The 19,462-nt window shown below is 46.5% G+C and carries 19 protein-coding genes and 2 pseudogenes; 12 read left to right on the top strand and 9 right to left on the bottom strand.

Annotation, left to right across the window (positions count from 1 at the left end; all coding sequences use genetic code 11):
- Positions 1–38 precede the first annotated feature (38 nt).
- From ACKFKH_RS31930 to ACKFKH_RS31915, 4 genes are all read right to left on the bottom strand, one after another.
- Complete coding sequence (locus tag ACKFKH_RS31930; RefSeq protein ID WP_446862418.1) at positions 39–314, bottom strand: TonB-dependent receptor domain-containing protein; 276 nt, start codon at positions 312–314, stop codon at positions 39–41.
- A 2-nt stretch (positions 315–316) separates the two neighbouring features.
- Positions 317–2,050 carry a TonB-dependent receptor plug domain-containing protein gene (locus ACKFKH_RS31925; protein WP_446862417.1) on the bottom strand — a complete coding sequence of 578 codons (1,734 nt, stop codon included), beginning with the start codon at positions 2,048–2,050 and terminating at the stop codon, positions 317–319.
- A gap of 15 nt (positions 2,051–2,065) precedes the next feature.
- Positions 2,066–3,142 (bottom strand): helix-turn-helix transcriptional regulator, encoded by a 1,077-nt coding sequence (locus tag ACKFKH_RS31920; RefSeq protein ID WP_446862416.1) that lies wholly within the window; start codon positions 3,140–3,142, stop codon positions 2,066–2,068.
- Positions 3,143–4,116: 974 nt separating this feature from the next.
- On the bottom strand, positions 4,117–4,326 hold the full coding sequence (locus ACKFKH_RS31915; protein WP_446862415.1) for a hypothetical protein: 210 nt from the start codon (positions 4,324–4,326) through the stop codon (positions 4,117–4,119).
- Here ACKFKH_RS31915 and ACKFKH_RS31910 point away from each other — a divergent pair.
- Together ACKFKH_RS31910 and ACKFKH_RS31905 are read left to right on the top strand one after the other, a co-directional pair.
- Positions 4,325–5,205 (top strand): annotated as a pseudogene (locus ACKFKH_RS31910) (ISAzo13-like element transposase-related protein). The gene ACKFKH_RS31915 and the pseudogene ACKFKH_RS31910 overlap by 2 nt on opposite strands.
- A gap of 17 nt (positions 5,206–5,222) precedes the next feature.
- Positions 5,223–5,540: an ISAzo13-like element transposase-related protein gene (locus tag ACKFKH_RS31905; RefSeq protein ID WP_446862414.1), complete on the top strand. Its 318-nt coding sequence runs from the start codon at positions 5,223–5,225 to the stop codon at positions 5,538–5,540.
- Here the strand turns inward: ACKFKH_RS31905 and ACKFKH_RS31900 are convergent.
- Both ACKFKH_RS31900 and ACKFKH_RS31895 read right to left on the bottom strand, forming a co-directional pair.
- Positions 5,480–6,181, bottom strand: a complete 702-nt coding sequence (locus tag ACKFKH_RS31900; protein ID WP_446862413.1) for a hypothetical protein — start codon at positions 6,179–6,181, stop codon at positions 5,480–5,482. The two genes, ACKFKH_RS31905 and ACKFKH_RS31900, sit on opposite strands and share 61 nt — an antisense overlap.
- A 416-nt stretch (positions 6,182–6,597) precedes the next feature.
- Complete coding sequence (locus ACKFKH_RS31895) at positions 6,598–7,485, bottom strand: helix-turn-helix domain-containing protein (protein WP_446862412.1); 888 nt, start codon at positions 7,483–7,485, stop codon at positions 6,598–6,600.
- Positions 7,486–7,674: 189 nt separating this feature from the next.
- Here ACKFKH_RS31895 and ACKFKH_RS31890 point away from each other — a divergent pair, with 189 nt between their 5' ends.
- Both ACKFKH_RS31890 and ACKFKH_RS31885 read left to right on the top strand, forming a co-directional pair.
- The gene (locus ACKFKH_RS31890) at positions 7,675–8,079 is read left to right on the top strand and encodes a nuclear transport factor 2 family protein (RefSeq protein WP_446862411.1); all 405 of its coding nucleotides are present in this window, start codon (positions 7,675–7,677) and stop codon (positions 8,077–8,079) included.
- 106 nt (positions 8,080–8,185) lie between these two features.
- Positions 8,186–8,758 (top strand): annotated as a pseudogene (locus tag ACKFKH_RS31885) (SPFH domain-containing protein); the annotation flags it as partial.
- 62 nt (positions 8,759–8,820) lie between these two features.
- Here ACKFKH_RS31885 and ACKFKH_RS31880 read toward each other — a convergent pair.
- Complete coding sequence (locus tag ACKFKH_RS31880) at positions 8,821–10,350, bottom strand: alpha/beta hydrolase family protein (protein WP_446862410.1); 1,530 nt, start codon at positions 10,348–10,350, stop codon at positions 8,821–8,823.
- Positions 10,351–10,418: 68 nt separating this feature from the next.
- Positions 10,419–10,553, bottom strand: a complete 135-nt coding sequence (locus tag ACKFKH_RS31875; protein WP_446862409.1) for a hypothetical protein — start codon at positions 10,551–10,553, stop codon at positions 10,419–10,421.
- 1,142 nt (positions 10,554–11,695) lie between these two features.
- Here ACKFKH_RS31875 and ACKFKH_RS31870 point away from each other — a divergent pair.
- Positions 11,696–12,172: a beta/gamma crystallin domain-containing protein gene (locus tag ACKFKH_RS31870; RefSeq protein ID WP_446862408.1), complete on the top strand. Its 477-nt coding sequence runs from the start codon at positions 11,696–11,698 to the stop codon at positions 12,170–12,172.
- Between the two features lie 267 nt (positions 12,173–12,439).
- The gene (locus ACKFKH_RS31865; RefSeq protein WP_446862407.1) at positions 12,440–12,814 is read left to right on the top strand and encodes a hypothetical protein; all 375 of its coding nucleotides are present in this window, start codon (positions 12,440–12,442) and stop codon (positions 12,812–12,814) included.
- Between the two features lie 21 nt (positions 12,815–12,835).
- Here the strand turns inward: ACKFKH_RS31865 and ACKFKH_RS31860 are convergent, their stop codons facing one another.
- Entirely contained in the window at positions 12,836–13,234 is a 399-nt protein-coding gene (locus ACKFKH_RS31860) for a RidA family protein (RefSeq protein ID WP_446862406.1), read from the bottom strand.
- An 856-nt stretch (positions 13,235–14,090) separates the two neighbouring features.
- On the opposite strand from ACKFKH_RS31860, the gene ACKFKH_RS31855 reads away from it, so the two are divergent.
- The 6 genes from ACKFKH_RS31855 (at position 14,091) to ACKFKH_RS31830 (ending at position 19,230) form a co-directional block, all read left to right on the top strand.
- Positions 14,091–14,237 carry a hypothetical protein gene (locus ACKFKH_RS31855; protein WP_446862405.1) on the top strand — a complete coding sequence of 49 codons (147 nt, stop codon included), beginning with the start codon at positions 14,091–14,093 and terminating at the stop codon, positions 14,235–14,237.
- An 87-nt stretch (positions 14,238–14,324) separates the two neighbouring features.
- Positions 14,325–14,528 carry a DUF4278 domain-containing protein gene (locus tag ACKFKH_RS31850; protein WP_446862404.1) on the top strand — a complete coding sequence of 68 codons (204 nt, stop codon included), beginning with the start codon at positions 14,325–14,327 and terminating at the stop codon, positions 14,526–14,528.
- 187 nt (positions 14,529–14,715) lie between these two features.
- Positions 14,716–15,204: a condensation domain-containing protein gene (locus ACKFKH_RS31845; RefSeq protein WP_446862403.1), complete on the top strand. Its 489-nt coding sequence runs from the start codon at positions 14,716–14,718 to the stop codon at positions 15,202–15,204.
- A gap of 62 nt (positions 15,205–15,266) precedes the next feature.
- A complete protein-coding gene (locus tag ACKFKH_RS31840; protein ID WP_446862402.1) occupies positions 15,267–15,953 on the top strand; it encodes a phthiocerol/phthiodiolone dimycocerosyl transferase family protein in 687 nt (228 codons plus the stop codon).
- Positions 15,954–16,029: 76 nt separating this feature from the next.
- Positions 16,030–18,270: a hypothetical protein gene (locus ACKFKH_RS31835; RefSeq protein ID WP_446862401.1), complete on the top strand. Its 2,241-nt coding sequence runs from the start codon at positions 16,030–16,032 to the stop codon at positions 18,268–18,270.
- 215 nt (positions 18,271–18,485) lie between these two features.
- A protein-coding gene (locus ACKFKH_RS31830) for an IS1 family transposase (protein WP_446862400.1) occupies positions 18,486–19,230 on the top strand; the annotation gives its coding sequence in 2 pieces (ribosomal slippage) (positions 18,486–18,743 and positions 18,745–19,230; 744 coding nt in all).
- The last annotated feature ends 232 nt before the right edge of the window (positions 19,231–19,462 follow it).

The following is a 19,462-nucleotide window of genomic DNA, read 5'->3' as shown; positions in this document are numbered from 1 at the left end:
CAGATTAAATCCCATCCCAACGACCAGACCCTACGCTCTTACGGCATGATCGCTGTTTGATTTTGTCCGAACCATTGTTTGACACCAACTTCATATTGAGTGCCTCTAGTTGGCTCAAAAACTTTATCATCAGGATTGCGCCCAATTGACGGACGGAACGATTGACTATAGCTCGTGTAAAGCGAAAGGTTTTTACTTGGCTGATATACTAAACCAATTCGGGGACTGAAGGCTCCATCATTTTGAGTTGTTTCATCACCACCAATTGAACCAGTTTGATTGTTTATCCAGTCATAGCGACCCCCGATCAGCATCTTCAAATTATCCTAAAAGCAATTTGATCCTGAAGATAAATTCCGTAAGATTGATTGATAGTTAATGTGGTGAAGGGTGCTGATGGAAAATCTGGTCTTGGAACATTGTAATTTGGACTGAAAATATCTAGATCAGGTAGATTGCTTGAACTAAAAGCAGTTCCTCTATAAAATACGAGACGGTTAAAATCAAAACCTGCTACGAGTTGATGGGAAACTGAACCAGTCTTGAACTTTCCAACTAAGTCGATTTGCCCGATGTAGTTACTGGTTGTAATATTATTTACAGCAATCTCAAATCCTGTTAAAAAGCGATCATTCAGCAGATTTAAGTAATAAGTTTCCTGAAGGAAGTAAGTATTAAAATTAATGGCAAGGTTATTACGAATTTGCCAGTCTTCACTCAACTCATGATTTAAGGTATAGCCTAACCGATGATTTTCAGAGTTCAGGCGAGGAAAATAATTAGCATAAAAATCTCTAGGCGGCAGGCGACCATCGCTCAGAATCGGAGTTTGATAAATAATAGGGTCTGCATAATATCGACCGTACTCGTAGTAAAAATTCAGGTCTGTCCGATCTCCTAGTTGAAAGGTGAGTGAAGGCGCGATCGTTGTTGTTTGTGATTGTGCATTGTCTTGAAAGTATCCCCCGCTCTGATATGCAGCAATGAAACGGTAAAGTACACTTTTGTCTGCATTTAAAGATCCTGAAAAATCAATACTAGGTTGATATCGTCCAAAGCTGCCCACTTCTAACCCTAATCTGTAGTAAGGTTCAGCTAAAGGCTGCCGAGTCACCAAGTTAATGACTCCGCCTGGTTCTAATGCTCCAAATAAAACTGAAGCGGGTCCTTTAAGCACCTCTACTTGCTCAGTTGTTCCAATCAAAGAGAAATTTGGAAAGACTTGCTCTCGGAAACCATTTCGGAGGTTAGAACTGAATGAGTCTTCCTGAAATCCTCGAATAGATCTAGAATTACCAATAGGGGAAGAACTACCAAAAGTCGAAGAAGTTTCAACTACCCCGCTAACAGTTTCAACTGCATCACTCACTGTTTCAACATTGCGATCTTCTAGCACTTGTCGTGGCACAACCTGAATCGAGGCTGGAATATCCCGAATGGGTGTATCTGTTCTTGTTGCAGTACTCGCATTCGGCACTCGATAGCCTCCTTGCCCCTCCCCTGTCACTGTAATTTCTTCTTCCGCTACATCCTCATCCGCTTCCGCACTCAGCACCAATCCCACCGCACTCGGCACAACTTCCACCACTGGAACCGCTGTTTCTCCGGTAATTCTCACTTGTACCGATGTCGGAGTTGCTTGAATCACCTCGATCGCACTTATCCCCGCTCCCGGTTTATCGATTGCAACCCGATTCCCGTCCGGCAGTGCCAACACCGCATTATTCAACTCCGAAACCAGCGTATTCCCTTCACTGCGATTCGTTGGAGCCTGAGTGATTCCCGCGCTCGTCTCCAAAATCACCCGCACCGTTCCCCCTGTCGGCTCTACCCGCACTCCCGTCACTCGAATCGTTGCCGCTTCTACCTGTGCCATCCACTCTTGCACCGTCGTAGCAGGGCGACGATCGCGCACCGTTCCCAGCGCATTCGACCCAACAGGCTGAGGTACTGCGCTCTGCTTCTCCTGGGCTGTTCCGGGCAACGCAACCCCGACGATCGCCCACACAATTCCTACGATCGCCAGTCGTTGCTGCAATTGACTCATCATCTCACCACACCGCAATTAGAAATCTTTCTCAAAAGATACTGGAAATGCAGGGGTGATTTTTAATGCAAGCGAGGGCGAGACGGAAAATTTCGAGGGCGAGACGGAAAATCTTTGCTGTTTCTGATAATCCTTCGGGTTCACGCCAAAGTGTTTCCGAAATGCCAAGGCAAATGCACTGCGATCTCGAAACCCGATCACCCGTGCGACTTCAGTAATGTTCATCTCTCCCACTTCTAAGAGCGATCGTGCCTGCTTCATTCGATGATCCCGCACATAGCCATAGACGGTCTTACCAAAGACTTCTCGAAATCCTCGCTTCAGGGTGCATTCGTTCAGTCCAACCTGTCGGGCTAACTGCATGAGCGTGGGTGGATTTTGTAGCTGATGCAATAAAGTCTCTTTGGCATTGTGTAATCTCTCAATCTGGTCGGGTCTGAGCAACGAAATTTGCCGCTCACCTGTCTGAATCTCAATTTGCTGCGTAATCAAGAGCGCCATCAGTTCCAGCACTTTGCTTTCCAGGTACATCCGCTTTGCGATTCCCTGGTACGGACAGTGTAGAATTTGCTTCGCGATCGTCTGCATCGGCAATGTTGCAACGCCAGAGCGTGAGTAATACTCCTGATCGAATCTGCGAACTAATGCCTGCAATGCTTCAGGTAACTGTCCCTCTGAATTCCCCGCAAACGAACACAGAACGTCCGGTTCTAGACAAATCATCACTTCCAAATAGGGCTGATGTTCCAGATAGCAAATGGTTTCTTCAGGCGATAATCCGCTGCCATAGAACGCATATCGATTCGTTCCTAGAGCATGATACTTGTCCTGATGCTCCCCTGAAAAGTGAAAGTGATACTCTAGGCAATACTCTTGCTCTGGATACCTAACCACAGTGCGATCGTGAAATTGCAGATCGCAAATTCTCAACCGCATCCCCTCTCGAAGCTCAATTTCTCGCTGGAAGCCGCATCCTAACTGTTGAGGGAATTGATATACCTCATCAAATTGATCCTCACGATCGGGATGGTGTAACTCTCCAGCCGTTTCATAGCAAAGTTCATCATACGCTTGCTGAGAAAGAATCAGAGTCATAAACAGCGAATGGGGGAGCCGCGATATTTAACATTCCCCATCATATCTTATTGCAACTAATTCTCATATATGTAGCGATAAAGACACTTTGGCAGCATCCCAATTGTGTAATAGATCTCAGCCCTCACCCTCTCCCCAGGGCTGCTGTGTACACACAAGTCGTCTATCGCTTCGTTTTAGTCGGCTTCTGCCCCCTAAATCCCCCAAATTTGGGAGACTTTGAAATCCGAACCTTTTCTGAGCTTCAGAATTTTCTTGATGCTCAAAGTTCCCTAGAATGGAGGAGTTAGGGGCGCGATCCCCTCAAACAGAGATCGACTCGACTTGTGTGTACACGGTAGCGCCAGGGAGAGTGAACAAGAGGTTTCTGGCTCCCTTGGGCTGGCGAGGGCAAGAAGCACGTAAATGGCGCAATTCTAGAGTTATTCAGTTCATAGAAAGGACGACGAAGCAGCGGAGCGACACAGCCCACATCGTCTTTTTTCACTGCTTTCAAGGCTTGCGTAACTTGGGTGACTGATTGAGCAAAGTTTCGTTTAAATCTGACAGAACAAGCGATCCCCCAGATGATGCTGCATTAAGGGCTGGTGTTGAGCGTGCGATCGCAGATGACAGAACGGGTAAGCATAGTGCAGTAGCTAGGCTAACAGTAAGGAACTGTTGTGCTAGGAATCGATTGAGAAGATTAGTCATCATGTTTCTAGTGCAACCTGTCCTTCGCCAAAACATCCAGTCTTAAACTCAAGGTTCCTTCGACTTCTGTACAAGTTTCAACCCCAACTCCAGGCAGATTTAATAGATAAATTCCAACTACCGTTTACAGGTTGATTGAGCATTGCTGCTTTTGGCTCAGAGTATCACTGGATGATCACAGATCGCAAGCTGTTTTGAGCCTCAACGAATGCGATCGCACTCCTCACCCCTGCGATGCCCCTCCACAAGCTTCGTCGGTTCCTAGGGAGTTGCGCTTTGCGCTAATCGCGCTTTACCTGAACAACGCGCTGCTCCGCAGATACCGCAAGGGTCGCGCTCTGATGGTTGGTACCTTCGGTAATCGCTAGCGCTCGATGATGAATTGCGCGCTTTGATGGTCGATCGCTAAGTTGTGAACTGCGGTCAGCTTTGCTGACCTGAAGGCAATGCAGTTCAGGTAATCGACCAAAACTTCGCAAACGAGACTTCATGGCAAAAGTGACTGAAGATTACTTCAAGGGTTCAGCCCGCAAAGCAGAAACCGTTTTGGGATGGAGTCGGCAGAGTGTTCAACTCGGCTTACACGAGCGACGCAGCGGCATTCGGTGTGTCGAGAACTATCAGGCAAGAGGACGACACAAAAGCGAAATCGTTTTGCCAAATTTAGCAGCAGAGATTCGGACATTAGTGGATGCTCAAGCCCAGACAGACCCGCAGTTTCAGACGACTTTTCTGTATGCCCGCATCAGTGCCAGAGCGGTGCGAGAAGCACTCGTGACGGAAACGGGCTACGAGGAGAGCGCTTTACCCACTCGTCAAACGATTGGTGAGATCCTCAATCGGATGGGATATCGCCTAAAAAAACGCAAAAGACCAAACCCTTGAAAAAGCTTGCCGAAACGGATGCCATTTTCGAGAATGTATTTGCTGCGAATCAGCAAGCCGACGAGCATCCTAAAATCTTGCGACTCTCGATTGATAGCAAAGCAAAAGTGAAGATTGACAACCTTTCGCGTGGCGGCAAAAACGGACGATTTGACCCCTTGCAAGCAGATGACCCTGATAGTGAATGGAGTGCTGTTTTAGTACCGTTTGGCATTCTCAATACTGAAACCGACCAGTTGTCGATCGACTTCGGGCAATCTGCCGAAACGAGTGATCTGATTGTCGATTGCTTAAGGGATTAGTGGCACAACCATCAAACTGAGTACCAGCATCTCGACGAACTGATGATTGACCGGGAGGGAGGATCTGCAAGCCGCAGCAATCGTACCCAATTCATCAAGCGCCTGGTGGAATTGGCTCAACTGACCCACTTGCAAATTCATCTCGTCTACTACCCGCCTGATCACAGCAAGTACAATCCGTAGGCTTCGCCTCACCGAAGGTGCGTGAACGATGTTGGGCAGCCTTGGAAAACTATTGGAATGGAACGGTTCTTGATTCAGTTGAGCCTGCGATCCAGTGGGCGACCCACATGACTTGGAAGGGAATTTCGCCGACCGTCCATCTGCTTGATACTATCTATGAGAAAGGCATCAAAGTTCCGCTTCCAGAACTCGAAGAACGCTATCTTCCGTTCTGGCTATGCTCCGAAACCTTACCGAAATGGGATGTTACTATTATTCCTGCACAACTGGTACTTTATTTAATTGCAGATCCCTTATATCTTTGCCAAACTTCTTCACAGATCTCAGCCCACTGAGTCAGGACTTGCTGAGAAGGTGCAGTGTTCGGTGCTTTTTTAGCAGGCTCCTGCCCCCCAAAAGCGTCTTTAATCGATTCAGCAATCTCAAGTTGGTAAGCGAGTCTCAGTGAAGCATCCCACATTCCCTGCGTAACTAGTAAATCCATCATTCCAGCGATCTTAGGAGAATCGCCGCGAGTTGCATTTGGCGTGTGTAAGACTCGTTCTAACCATAATCCTAGCGTCGTTGTATCGATCGATTGTCCAAAAATCCACCAGGCGTTAAAGTCTCCATTGTGTGTGATGCGGTGGTTGACCATTTTGCGAGTGGACACCCAATGACCATTCTCCATGTGCCAAACGATCGCTTCTCTTGCGGGCATCCACTCATGCCAATGAGTCTCCAGAATCTTCGGCGGGCTGCTAGTACCGTAGCGATAGTGCCATACAGCGGTTATCGTGGAGTCTAGGGGCTGAATACCTGCCGCGATCGCTCTTCGCCTGATCGGAGCAAACGCAGCTTCTAGCGCCTGAGTCAGATTACGGCGTTTCCGGTTCACCACCTTTTTGCCGACAAACATCACCTGGTGCTCTTTGTTTTGCGCGACAACCAATCCGCCGCCTGCTTGCTCTCCCCGAATCTCAGTTTCATGACCCATTGTTTTAAATATTTTAACGACTTGCTTAGGTAACAGCGTCTGGCTATCTGTCTCAAGTCGTCTCCCGACAAATCCGAAATTACCGCACATCAGTTCGCACCTTCTCCAAAAGCGATCGACAACTCGGCACAACTTGTAGAACGATAAGTTGTGCCAAATGACACTCTTATTAATCAGGTGGGTGCTACTGCGATCGATTTATGCAGAATTTATCGCTACTGTAAGTGTTGACAACTGGGCTACTGTGTTGCAGGGGACTTTCACCCCATTAGATCACGCCCAGCATGGGCGTACACAATGTGATGGAGCGGCTAGTAGAGTTTTTCAGCTTCGTTTCAGTGGTATTTATCGCCGCTCATCTTCACCGTTGTGCTTACATCTTTGCGTAGATCTGTGACCCCAGAATCCGCTTTGGATCATCGCTTTTGATAAGCTTTGGGTGTCACCCCTGCCATCTGACGGAAGACTTTTGTGAGATGAGTTTGATTTGCAAAGCCGCAATCTAGAGCGATGTCGCTAATTGCAATTGATCGCTGTTTCAGTAATTGCTTGGCTCGTTCCACACGTTGTTGCATCAAATACTGATAGGGTGTAGTTCCCACGAATTGCTTGAAGGATCGGCTAAAGTGAGATTCGCTCATGCGGGTCAAAGTCGCCAAATCCAAAATCGATAAATCCTGTGTCAAATTCGCCTGCATATAATCAATGACTCGCTCCAACTGTGATTGGGATAAACCGTTGGCTTTGAACTCAGGCTTGCTGACTCCATAATTCTGCACTAAACGAGCGGCAAGCCCTGTTCTTAATGACTCGCCATACAACCTGCTAGAAATACAGCCCGTTTGGATTTCCGTCTTGAGTGCGAGGGCTAATTGCTGGATGACCGGATCATCGATCGACACCTGTGGAATCAGTTCTACCTCACGCTGCATCAATTCCTGGGTGGTTTGATTCAGCAAGGTTGGACAAATTGCAATCACTGAAAATTCGACTTCTTGATCCCAGTTTGTCCAATGACTTAGAAATGCTGGGATAACATCGACGCGACCGTTGCCGTGGGCATAGTGTTTCAATTTGCCGTCCAAACGACGCTCTGCCCGAAAGCAACTTTTGGGGTCTGTAATCACCAGTGAATGCTGTAAAAGGCAATGCTCGATCGTCTGATAGGGAGGATGGCAGTAGTGGATAAAGGTCAACCCTTTCCACCCCGTATGATAGCTGGCGACTAGAGGTGTTTGTGGAAGCACCCGTACTACTTCCTGCGGGTTTGTCAGATCAAGTATGGAGGTTGCATGATTCACCATCGGCTTTACCCGGTCAAGATTTCACATCCCAAGCAGGATTGGGATAATTTTAGCAGAATTGGATGAGACGGCAGGTTGAGGCTAAGACTATTGTAGGGGATGTCTTACAAAGGTGATCTGTGGCGGGTAATGGGCAACGTTGTACGGCTTTCCTGTTTTAACGATATTCGGAGTGTGTGGTGAACGATCATGAGTCCAAATCAACAGTTTCTGCAAAATTTATACGATGCCTTCAACAACCGTGAGATTGAAACCATCATCTCGGTGATGCACCCGGACGTGAAATGGGCAAACGGGGTAGAAGGCGGCTTCGTTTATGGGCGCGATGCGGTGCGCGAATATTGGATTAATCAATTCAAAAGTATTCGAGTGAAGCTTGAGACGTTGAAATTCGAGACGGATGAAAGCAATCGAAATGTCGTTACTGCTCATCAAATCGTCAAAGATTTGCAAGGCAATTTGCTTGTAAATACAACAATTCAGCAAATCTTCACCATTGAGGATGGTTTGATCAGCCTTTACGAAATTGGCGAAACCGAAACCAGCCAAGAGAAGATGGGTCTATCGGAATCATTATGCATACGTTCACCATAAACAGTCTGTAGGGGTTAAGAATTCTCAAAGCTCCTCAAATGCGTTAGCTCTTCCTAAATTTAGTGCTTGACTAGCATAACTCACCCGGTAGACCCGAAAAGTATCGCTTCGCATTCGCAACTTCGACAGCAAAATTTTGAAAGTCAACGAAGCGCAAGGTAGCCCGATCGAGATTTCTGCTGTGGTCGTGTGGCAAGTTCAAGATTCTGCCCAATCTCGCTTTGCGGTGGACAACTATGAGCAGTTTGTGGCAACCCAAAGCGAAACTGCGATTCGATCGCTTGCTCTGCGTTATCCTTACGATGCTGAGGCTGGAACTCCTTCTCTACGCGGAGTGCCTGACGAAATTATGCGGGCACTGCGTGAAGAACTACAGGCACGGCTCACGATCGCAGGCGTTGAAGTGTTGGAGGCGCGTCTGTCGCATCTTGCTTATGCGCCAGAAATTGCTCAAGTCATGCTGCGACGGCAACAAGCTCAGGCAATCATTGGGGCGCGTCGCCAAATTGTCGAAGGTGCAGTTGGAATGGTTAACGAAGCTTTAAAGCGGTTGAGCGAAGAACAAATTGTGAATCTAGACGAAGAGCGCAAAGCCATAATGGTGAACAATTTACTGGTTGTTTTAACCTCGGATCAAAATATTCAGCCTGTGCTGAACACTGGAACACCATACGCTTGAATTAAAGCTCAAACCAAGTGCTTGCTGATGAAAGGGTTGTGTCGCAAAGACTTCTTCTCAAACTATCTCATTCGCGGCATTGGTCGTGTCTGACTGATAATGCTGATGTTGGGATCGAAAGGCGTAGAAGCGTTAAATAGTGCATCAAACGCACGATGATCGTTAAGTATATGCGCTCTCAAAAATAAGCCGCTCGATTTCGCGATCGCGCTTGTCGCTGCTGCTTGATCTAAAGTCGGTCTGTTTGGGTCGCGGGCAGGATTATCTTCGTTGGTGATGCCGTAGTGATTCGCACCCTTGACCGTGATTAAAGCTTTAGGGGGATTGCGAATTTGATCATAAGTTCTTTGAGCATTAATTGGTGCAGCAACACCATCCAAATCGCCTTGAATTACCCCGATCGCGATCCCATGATTATTAATTGGCAACGCTTCGTTCGTTTGCTGATTTCGTAAATTAGCACCATAGAAGATACCCGCCTTTAGCTCCGGCGGGCGGGTGTAGCCTGGCGAGGAAAATCCCGGCACCTGGATGTCTTGCTGAGATGCCGTTAGTCCGACAGCTCCGCCAAACGAGTGCCCCAGCAATCCTAACTTGGTTGTATCTATGATCTTAAAGAGTGGTGACTTAGCATTTTGGTCTTCTACTTTCACCTGAGCCAAAACATCATTTACTTGATTTTGCTCAGAAAACAACCCAGTAACCGATTGATCATTTGGTCCTGAAAGTGTTCGCTCATGATTGGGAACGACCACCACAAAGCCATAACTTGCAACCTGCTTGGCGAAATTAGAGTAATCGGCTTTATCTACTAACGCACCCTGCAACAGAAGTACAATGGGAAATTCGATCGAATTACAATTTGATTTAGGTACCTGGGGAAAATAAACATCTGCTGGGTCTCCGTTGGCTGCGATCGTGGTCGTATATTGTCCAATCTTGTTGTAAAGATGATCCAAGCTAAAAGGCGATTTCGCTGGCTTGTTTTGATCAGCGCGAAACATGCCTACGCCTGAGCGACCGTCTGCCAATTTTGCCCAAACCGCAACGGAATCTTGGTTCAGACCTTTATTCAAAAAATTTAACTCGGTTACCGTTGATCCGAGTAGCCCATCTCCAGTCGCAATAATCTCTTGCTGTCCTATGAAAAGACCACTGCCGCCCGTATCAAAGTCTGCAAGATAAGCAACCGTTCCGCGATCGTTGATATCAACCCCTCGAAACGAACTAAAAGCACCACGACTATCAGCAATTTCGGTCAAATGATTGCCCTTTCCAGTCAATACCTCAATCTCTCCATCTGGTTTAATCGCAATAAATGCAACTGTTCCGAGATCGTTAATCGAAGAACCCACGCCCAAGAAACTAAACTCACCGGATAGGTCTGCAACCGTGCGAAGCGAATTGCCATCGCCGACAAAGATGCCTGCATCCGTCGGAGAATTTGCACCCCAAAATGCAACCTGATCCTTTTCATTGATCGCAGGTGCAGTCGGAATGGGCACACCTGTTGGGCTAAATTCAAACGTGGCGAAATTTGCCGTGGCTGCAATCGCTGTAAACGTGTAGCCTAGTTGTCTGCTTAAAATCATAGTTTTCTCCATAAAATCAAATTGGTTATGCCTGACTGATGATACTTACATTGGGAGCGGAGACAGGATCAGCTGTAAGTGAGCAGAAAATATGGCGCAATTTGTAAATGAGTGCCGCAATGGGTCAGTGCCACTCCAGCCCAGCTTCCTGGTCGCTGCTGAAGAGGTGGCTTTCGATCGCTTTGAGAGGAAGACTTGTGCATTGTTTCTGTTTAAGTAATGGTGAGGGACGATTTTGCTGCATGACTGCACACTATTGTTATGGGTACTAGAAGCTAAAAATTATGCAGTTTTGTTTATCAATCACAAGCGATTTCCATTTCTCTTTTACCTGTTTGAGGGGTTCCTCAACTTCGGAAGCATTAATCTCTTTGCCTGCTCTCATGATGGACAAATTGTAAAACGATCAAGTCTGCTTTTCTCACCAAGGCAGCCGTTGCACTTAATCTATTTTTTTTCAAAATTGCCCAGATTACTGCCTTATGGCATAAGCAAAACTACGTCTTATGGCATAGATGTACGCTGCATGAATCGATCATGGTATCACCCACTGAATTAGTAGAAATGCAATTTAGCGACACCTTACCTTGTAGAACGATAAGGTGCGCCGAGTTGTTGATCGCTTTTAGAGGATGTACCGACTGATGTACAGTAATTTTGGAGCTAGATGACCGCATCCACAGAGTTTATCTTTGGAGAGTACCCACAGATACATCAAACTGAGAAAGCATAGCAAGGTTCATCAAACTCTATTCTTTCGGAGTTAACGTATGGCTGCCATCAAAACAATGCTATTTCGTCAATTGTGGCTTTAGTTTTAAAACAGAGCCTAGTTCCCGTTACTATACTATTCAGCATAGTGTTGAATTATGCTCAAACAAATAATAAGCAATTCGAGCATTAAAAGAAGGGTATTTATAGTGAAGTACTTGCAGCTAAAATTGATTTAAGCGGCTGTGGGCTTATTTTTCCTGATTGTGGTGCTAGTCAAATGCTTTTGTCTAGCATCTTAAGGAAAGACCAGAGCATGATTTTTTATTCGGCTTCTCTCTTGTTTATTGATTGTTTAGAAGTTTACAGATGGATTTTCAGTTAAACTTGATTTCTAGATTTAAGCCACACGCCCTTTTATGCAAGGATCTCGCTACTACCCCAAATGCTTGACATCTAATAATCAGTTCTTTACCCAGGGGTTGCTTCGCATTTTTTTGAAACTGGTGCAGCAATCCTGCATAAAAGACGGATTGACAGACCCACTAATTATACAGAGGTAGAAGACTTCAAATTAAGACTAACGAGGTCTTCAACCACTGTTGAAGAAACAAATCGTACAAGGAGTAAAATCATGGATTCTAAGATGCCAAAAAGTCAAGAACAGTCAGAACAACTACGGAGTGAGAAGTTTGAAGCGACAGCGGGGGGGAGACTTGCCACCCTAGTCAAGAACCGCGCGTTGCCAGGTAAGGTGGCTAAGTGGGCTGTCCTGGCTGTATCCCTAGTTGGGGTCTCTGCTGGTATGAGTATGCCAGCTCATGCACTCAACCGGGCAAAGTGCGAAAACGGCACTTTTAACATCTTTCAAAAGCAAGATGGTCCTGCAGGAGGTACCGGTCAGCAACTCTACAGAGCCACAATGTGCTTTGCTAATGCTGGAAAGCAGAACGTTCTTATCGCTGACGTGCTTCGCGTGTGGTCAGGAAACAACGCTGGTAAGATTGAAACTAATAAGGGAGTATTTGTTTTTGGTAAAAATGCAAATCTGAACTTCACGCGCCCAGGTGGTACGGGTCCATTAGTCATTTATCGCATCGTTATCCTCTGATGTTATGCGCTAGAGTGTAGTAGGAAGCACCTTTTCCTGCTTGGCGTTTAAATCAAATCTAAAATGAGTAGAGCGCATCTCCAAAATCACTGATTTTGGAGATGCGCTCTACTCATTTTGCAGAACCTTCATGGAGGGTCATCTTCAATGTCTTTCAAGGACTGGGCGGAGTTCCCACAAGGGCTGACAGTCCCACAATGTGCTTCGCTAATGGTGGCGATCTTCGTGTTCTTATCGCTGACGTGCGTGCCTTGAGGTCAGGAAACAATGCTGAGTCATCACGCTTATTTGATCAATGACGATCGTATTTTAACGGGCGATTCTCTACTAATCCGAGGCTGTGGACGCACAGATTTCCAGAACGGCGATGCTGGCAAACTTTATGACTCAGTGACACAACGCTTGTTCACCCTACCTGACATGATACGGGTCTATCCGGGGCGAGACTATCGGGGGCATAGCGTTTCTACGATCGCTGAAGAGAAATGCTGGAATCCCCGATTTGTGAACTGTCCTGGAAATCCGGCGACTGCAAAATCGCGGACTGATTTTATTCAACTGATGACGAATCTAAACTTACCAGTCCCAAAGCGAATGCTAGAAGTTTTACCCGCAAATGAATTGTGTGGTCAAAAGTGGTGATATAACTCCCACTAAAATTATCTATTTAATGCTAGCGATCGCTTCAATCTCAATCAGGATTGATGGTGATGCGAGGGAAGCTACGCCGATACCCGTTAAAGACGGACGAGATTCGCCTAAAAAGCCAGAAAGAATAGGGGCAAGCGTTTCCAGATGCTCTCCAACTTCACCTCGAACATACACACGAACTTGCAGTAGCTGTTCGACCGATGAACCAGCGGCGGTCAGGGCAATTTTAAGATTGCCAAGCGCCTTTCTCGCTTGTCCTTCGACCGAGTCCTCTGTGGTTTCATATTGATGATTCCAATCGACCTGACCCGATACGAAAACTAGCCCCAATTCTGTCTCAACAGTAGCCTGAGACATGCCAAATGCAGCACCATCGTACAGTTCTTCTGGATTGACTAGCTTCTTGCTCATATTGTCCTCCTAGTTGATTCAAGGAAATTCTAGCAGATGCGAACAACTTCACATACTTCGCCCGAACAAGTTCCGAACTCTCTTTGCTACTTTCTTGATATATTCAAGGGCAGAACCTCGCCACCAAAATAATGAGGCGTACTAGCCTGCTTTCATTTGTATCGCCTTAGTTCCCGTTGCTATCTATTCAGTATGATGTTGAATTATGCTCAAGCAAACAATAAGCAATTCGAGCATTAAGAGAAGGTTATTTCTAGTTAAGTACTTGCAGCGATCTAGCAGCATTTGCACGATCGCGGGAGGTGTTTTACTTGGAGCTAAAGTTGATTTAAGCGGCTATGGGTTTATCTTTCTTGCTTGTAGTTCTAGTCAAATGCTTTTATCGGCGTTGCTGAATCAGGGGATGAATTGCCCCAAAGCGGCGGGAAACCCAAGGTTCAAAGTCCCCCATTTTTGGGGGATTTAGGGGGCGAAAAGATGGACACTTCCCACAGAGTCATCCCTCCAATCAGCAACGCCCTTTTATCTAGTATCTTAAGAAAAGACCAAAGCATGATTTTTTATTCGGCTTCTCTCTTTTTGTTTGTTGATTGTTTAGGAGTTTACAGATGGATTTTTAATTAAGCTACAAGCTTTTCTATCCATGAGTCTTGCTACTACCCCAGATGCTTGATATCTTTACAGTAATCAGAATTATTGCTTTATTCAGGGATTCCCTCAATTTTTTAAGATTGGTGAAGCAATTCTGCATAAAAGTCGGATTGACAGACCCAATAACTCTATAGAGGTTGAAAACTTCACACATGGAATAGACCTTATAGAGTCATGATGCAATAGATAACAAGGAGAATCAGCAATGCGATTTGAACAGCATGAGCGATGTTTGCTGGACGAGTGGAGTTCGCTTTGGGATTGGGACCGATTTCTTGATCTAGAGGCAGTTGCGCTGCGCGATCTCTGGAATTATGAACAGTGCGCCTCAAATGTTGTACAGGGTTCGTAGCTAAACAATGCAGGACAAGCGATCTTCCAGAGCATCGCGAAGCAAATCGTGAATTGACACCACTAGCAACTTCTTAGAGGGTATTTTATGAAACTCGTATATCGCGGCACAAGATACAATTCCAATGCGCTCGAAGCTGACCATGCTTTACCTTGCAAACCTACTCCGTCCATCCTCTGTTACCGGGGTGTGACCTATCTAATCACGCCTAAATCCGAGACTTCGACTCAGCCCATTCAAACTATCACCCGACAATTGATTTACCGAGGCAATACTTACTCGGTGACTTGAACCGTCGAGATCTCCTAGTCGTTTGAAGCGCGTCGCTTGGAAATGCCGTCAGGTAAGCGTTCACAACTGGGATTGACACGAGGGTAGATACTGGGTTTGTCTACCCTTTTCTAGTTCAAGCGATGTGTTGTCGTTTGAGCTAACCCTTCAATCTATGAATATTCGGCACTTCTTCAGGAGCCATTAGATGGAACGCTTTCTGGGTACAGAGGAACATTATTTTTGGTTATACGATCAAGTGGTGCCGAACCATTTCTGCCTCACTGCTAAAATTAGCGGTAGTTTCAGCTTGGAGCAACTGCATCAGTCGCTCTTTCAGGCGCAACGGCGACATCCTTTACTCCGGGTGGCAATTGCAGTAGCAGAAACCGGACATCCTAAATTCGTTGAACGCATCGCTCCGATTCCTGTCCGACTGGTGCTGAGAAGGGATGAACAGGACTGGCAGCGAGAAATCGAAATTGAGTTAACTCACTCCTTTGATTGGCAAACTGCGCCGCTGATTCGGGTCGTACTGTTGCAGTCCGAAACGGTATCTGAATTGATCGTGACATGCCATCATGCGATCGCAGATGGCATATCCGCTGCACATTTGATTCGAGACATCATGCAGGGCTTAAACTCCAAAAGTTCTGACACGAGAACCCTATTAGAAGCACAGCCATCGACTCATTGATCCCAGTTCAAGAAGTGATTACAGACCCTCAAGTAACCTCGCCGCGTGAGTATTCTACCAAGGTGACGAGTCGTTCCCGCCCTCACGTTAGAACCGTTCTGCTCTCTGCCGAATTGACGCAGCAAGTCTGCGATCGCGCTCGTCAAGAAAACACAACGGTTCATGGCGCGATCAGTGCAGCATTTCTACTCGCAATGGCGCGGCAACAGGAAGGGTTGTTTAAATGTCAGTCTCCGATCGATGTGCGATCGCAGCTAACACCGATTCCTGAAACGGTGGGACTCTATATCTCCTATGGCATCACTCAGCACGACCTCAAACAGAACTCATCGCTGTGGCAAACGGCGCGATCGCTCAAAGCACAACTTGAAACGATGAAGACAGCACCCCAAGTGTTTGAAATCATTCACCAGGTTCGAGGACAGCTTGCATCGTTGCCCGCTGCCGAAACGGTCTGTACGGCAACCCAAAAACCGCCTGCTTTTGACCTGGTAGTCACGAATTTAGGGCGATTACCCTTTGAACAGCAATTTGGCTCACTTCGACTTGAAGCAATCTATGGTCCAGCCGTACTGAATGGGATGGAACCTGAGCGACTTGTGGGAGTAGCAACCTTGGGCAACCGACTATCAATCACAGTCACGAATCCTTCGATCACGACTTCAGCACAAGCAGCGAGTGCAAGTTTGGAAGAGGCTTTAGATTTGCTAAGTAAGGAGTCGTCGGAATTCTACAGCATCACCGCATAATCGCTTGACCTTTATGCCTCAAGTCCAGATGCAGCATTCGTTACATTAACATTACGAGAATTAAAGAGGTGTCAAAATGACTGCAAGTAAATTTGAATCAGGACAATCCAGTCTTACTACAAACATCGTTAGTAATTGTTCGCAGCCATCAGACCTAGATATTTCTGGGTCAATTCCTAACTCTAGAAGTTTTGGCAATAGCGGGGAAAATGTGATATTTGGGGGTTGTGATTCTTCTTTGACGGGTACTAGCGGTGTGGACGTATTTGTACTGACCAGTGCAGGTGCAACTATCTCTGGCTTTGAAGTTGGAAAAGATAAAATTGGCATCGTTTCAAATGATGAGGTGCTAACTTTTTTCGACATCATCAACCCCTATATACCAGGCGGCATCACTGATACCGATAAAGGGGCTGTCGTTAGTCTTCCTGATGGCTCCACGCGCGATTCCTTTGTAGCATTGAGTGGGGTCAGTGCAAGTGCTTTGGCGAACAGTCCGGAGAGTTTTGCTATTTTTTCCTCTGCGAATGTCGTCATTGACTGGAACGAGATGATGTTTGATGCGGGTAGAAATACCCCTGTACCCGGTTCGCGATCGTCTCGTTACTATGCTCTCCTGCATACGGCGATCGCGGATGCGGTACAAGGGATTCAACAAACTGCTGGACGAAGAACTTACTTAGAGTCTATTGGACAACCACTCCCAACAATTACTTCCGGTGCCAGTGTTGAAGCCGCCGTCGCCTCAGCTGCGAATACAATATTAAAAGGGTTATTTACTGACCAAGACAATCCTGTTGCTGCAACAAATATTAGTCCCTTTCCAGGTGAAACAACTAATACAGGAGAATTCCTTTCTAGAGTTTTTGATGCAGCTTTCAGCACATCGTTGACAAAAATTGGCGGTTCTACAGATGCAGTAAACGCAGGGATAGAGTTTGGACGCAGCATCGCGCAGAGATTGTTAGAGTTACGCGCAAATGATGGTGGATTCCGCAATGCTGACGGCACAAAAGTAGATTTGTCAGGATTTGCAGCAGAATACCAAAATGGGATTGAAAACAACTATCACCTCAATGAGAAAAGCTTCCAAGATGGAAATTCAACACTGTTAAACAACGGCACGGTCGGTAGACTGAAAGATGGCACAAATTTAATTGGAACAAGTGCGCCCATTGAAGCAATTGATCAAGATGGCAACAAAACGATTACCAGTATCGCAAAAACCACTCCTGGGGCATGGCGGCGTGGGGAAGATACCTTAAACGCCAGCGGTCAATTTTCTGGTTTAGCCTCTCCAGATGTCGCTAACCTGAATCAAGCTTGGGTTCTCCCCTCCCCTGACTTTTTTAACAGCAGCATACTCCCACCCCCCGCCTTAGACAGCGATCGCTATCGTGATAGTGTTGCAGAAGTAAAAGCGGAGGGAAGTATTCTGGATCTTCCAGGAAACGGTACGGTTTCCGTTCTGAACCGCAGTATCACCGAAAATGGTGTGACTCGCTTCTTAGGTACGGGCGCAGGGGGTAACGCAGTTAACGATACTAACCCCGCTGATGCAACCTTTGGTTCAGGAAATGAAGGGAACGACTTTGGTCGCACGGGTCCTGATGGATTAGGATTAACCAGCGCTGACAGAACAATCATCGCCCACGTTTGGGCAAATGCTGAAGGAACTTACCAACCCAACTATGCTTGGCAAAAGGTCGCGCAGCAATTAGCGATTCAGAACTGTAGTTCCCTTGAAGATACAGCCTACATTTTTGGAATGATGAACATAGCGTTAGCCGATGGCTATGCCAGCGTTTGGGATATCCAATGGGATAGAGATTATTTCTGGCGACCCGTTTCGAGCATCCGCAACGCAGATCAACTGCCATCAACCTCTGATTTAGATGACAAGACTTGGACTGCACGGGAAAATACACCCCAGCACCCAGAGCACCCATCTGCTGCTGCGGCAGTTGCGGGCGTGGCTAGTAACATCTTGTCTAGCTTCTATGGAGATAACCAAACCTTTACTGTTGGTGCTGACCCGAACCCTTCCAGTGTCCGCCTGCAAACTGCGCTACGTTCTCTCAATGGTAACGATTTAGTAGACGGTACACCTTTAGAAGAACTGAGTCGTACCTACACCAGCCTCTCGCAAGCTGCAAATGAAGCACGTACCAGTCGTATTTATGCAGGGGCACACCATCGCTTTTCTACAGAGAATGGTATAAGTTTGGGCGAACAGGTTGCTCAGTACTTCTTGCGTCATAATCCTTTTTTGGCTCAAGGGAGAAACATTCTGCCTGAACCAGTAAAAGCGCCATAGATGTTGTTGCACACGAATCATACATTTGTCCTTCAGGCGCTAGGTCGTTTGTATTTCTCGCATCCCTCCTGTGGGACTTTCTTGGCAAAGAGCTTTAGTTGCACATCGCGTTATTGTTGGTAACGCAACTAGCCCTCTCAAATCAGCACTGGGTAATGTTCTAGACCTGTGTATTTTATGAGAGAATCGAGTGGTTTTTAGCTGCTCATGTTGACATGGTACTCGAACCCATTTGCTGTCCAAGTTGCAATAGTACGAACATTGTGAAAAATGGCAAAAGTGAGGAAGGTAAGCAACGCTATCGCTGCCGCAATCACCAGTGTTCCCGCCGCTCCTTCATTCGAGAGTACACTTATCGAGGCTACCTGCCCGAAGTCAAGCAACAAATCAGCGATATGGCAGTCAACGGAAGCGGCATTCGAGATACGGCACGAGTGCTAAAAATTAGCCCCACAACCGTGATTGAGGAATTGAAAAAAAGATTGCCATCTCGAACGAGTCAACACCGCTCTACTCCAACAGATGGAAAGTTTACCCACGAGTGCGATGGTGGTTAAAGTTGAAGAAGCGGAAATGGACGAGGTGTGGAGTTTCGTGCAGTCTAAGAAACAGCAGCGTTGGTTATGGCACGCCATTGATCATCGCACAGGTGCAGTGTTAGCTTATGTTCTTGCTCCGCATGAAGATGCAGCACTCAAAGAACTTCAGCAATTGCTTGCTCCATTTGCCATCAAGCGCTTCTACACCGATAGTTGGGGTGCATACTTGCGATTGCTAGAAGCTCAAAAGCACACTGTAGGTAAAGCAAACACACAACGGATTGAGCGCAAGCATTTGACGCTTCGCACGCGGATCAAGCGGTTAGCTCGAAAAACAATTTGCTTTTCTAAATCCATTTGGCTGCACGATGTGGTAATTGGATTGTTCATCAACCGCTATGAATTTGGTCGAGCAGTGTGATAGTTCATCCACAGGTCTAGAACATGACCTCAGCACTGTAGAAGCAGCACTACAATTCCCAGGAATCCAATCAAACCTAACTAACTCGTTGCCGAGAGAATGCGGGACGTTCGCTGTTCGCCCAACCACAACTCTCGGTACGAATATTGAGGATCGCGAACCGAAAACGCGATCGGAGGACTGACAAAGGGCAACAATTTGCTCAACCCTAAGCGGATCACAGAACCCATGA

This window comes from Phormidesmis sp. 146-20 (genome assembly GCF_052939475.1).
Note: the sequence above shows the minus strand (reverse complement) of the source record. Positions and strands in the feature narration are given on the sequence as shown.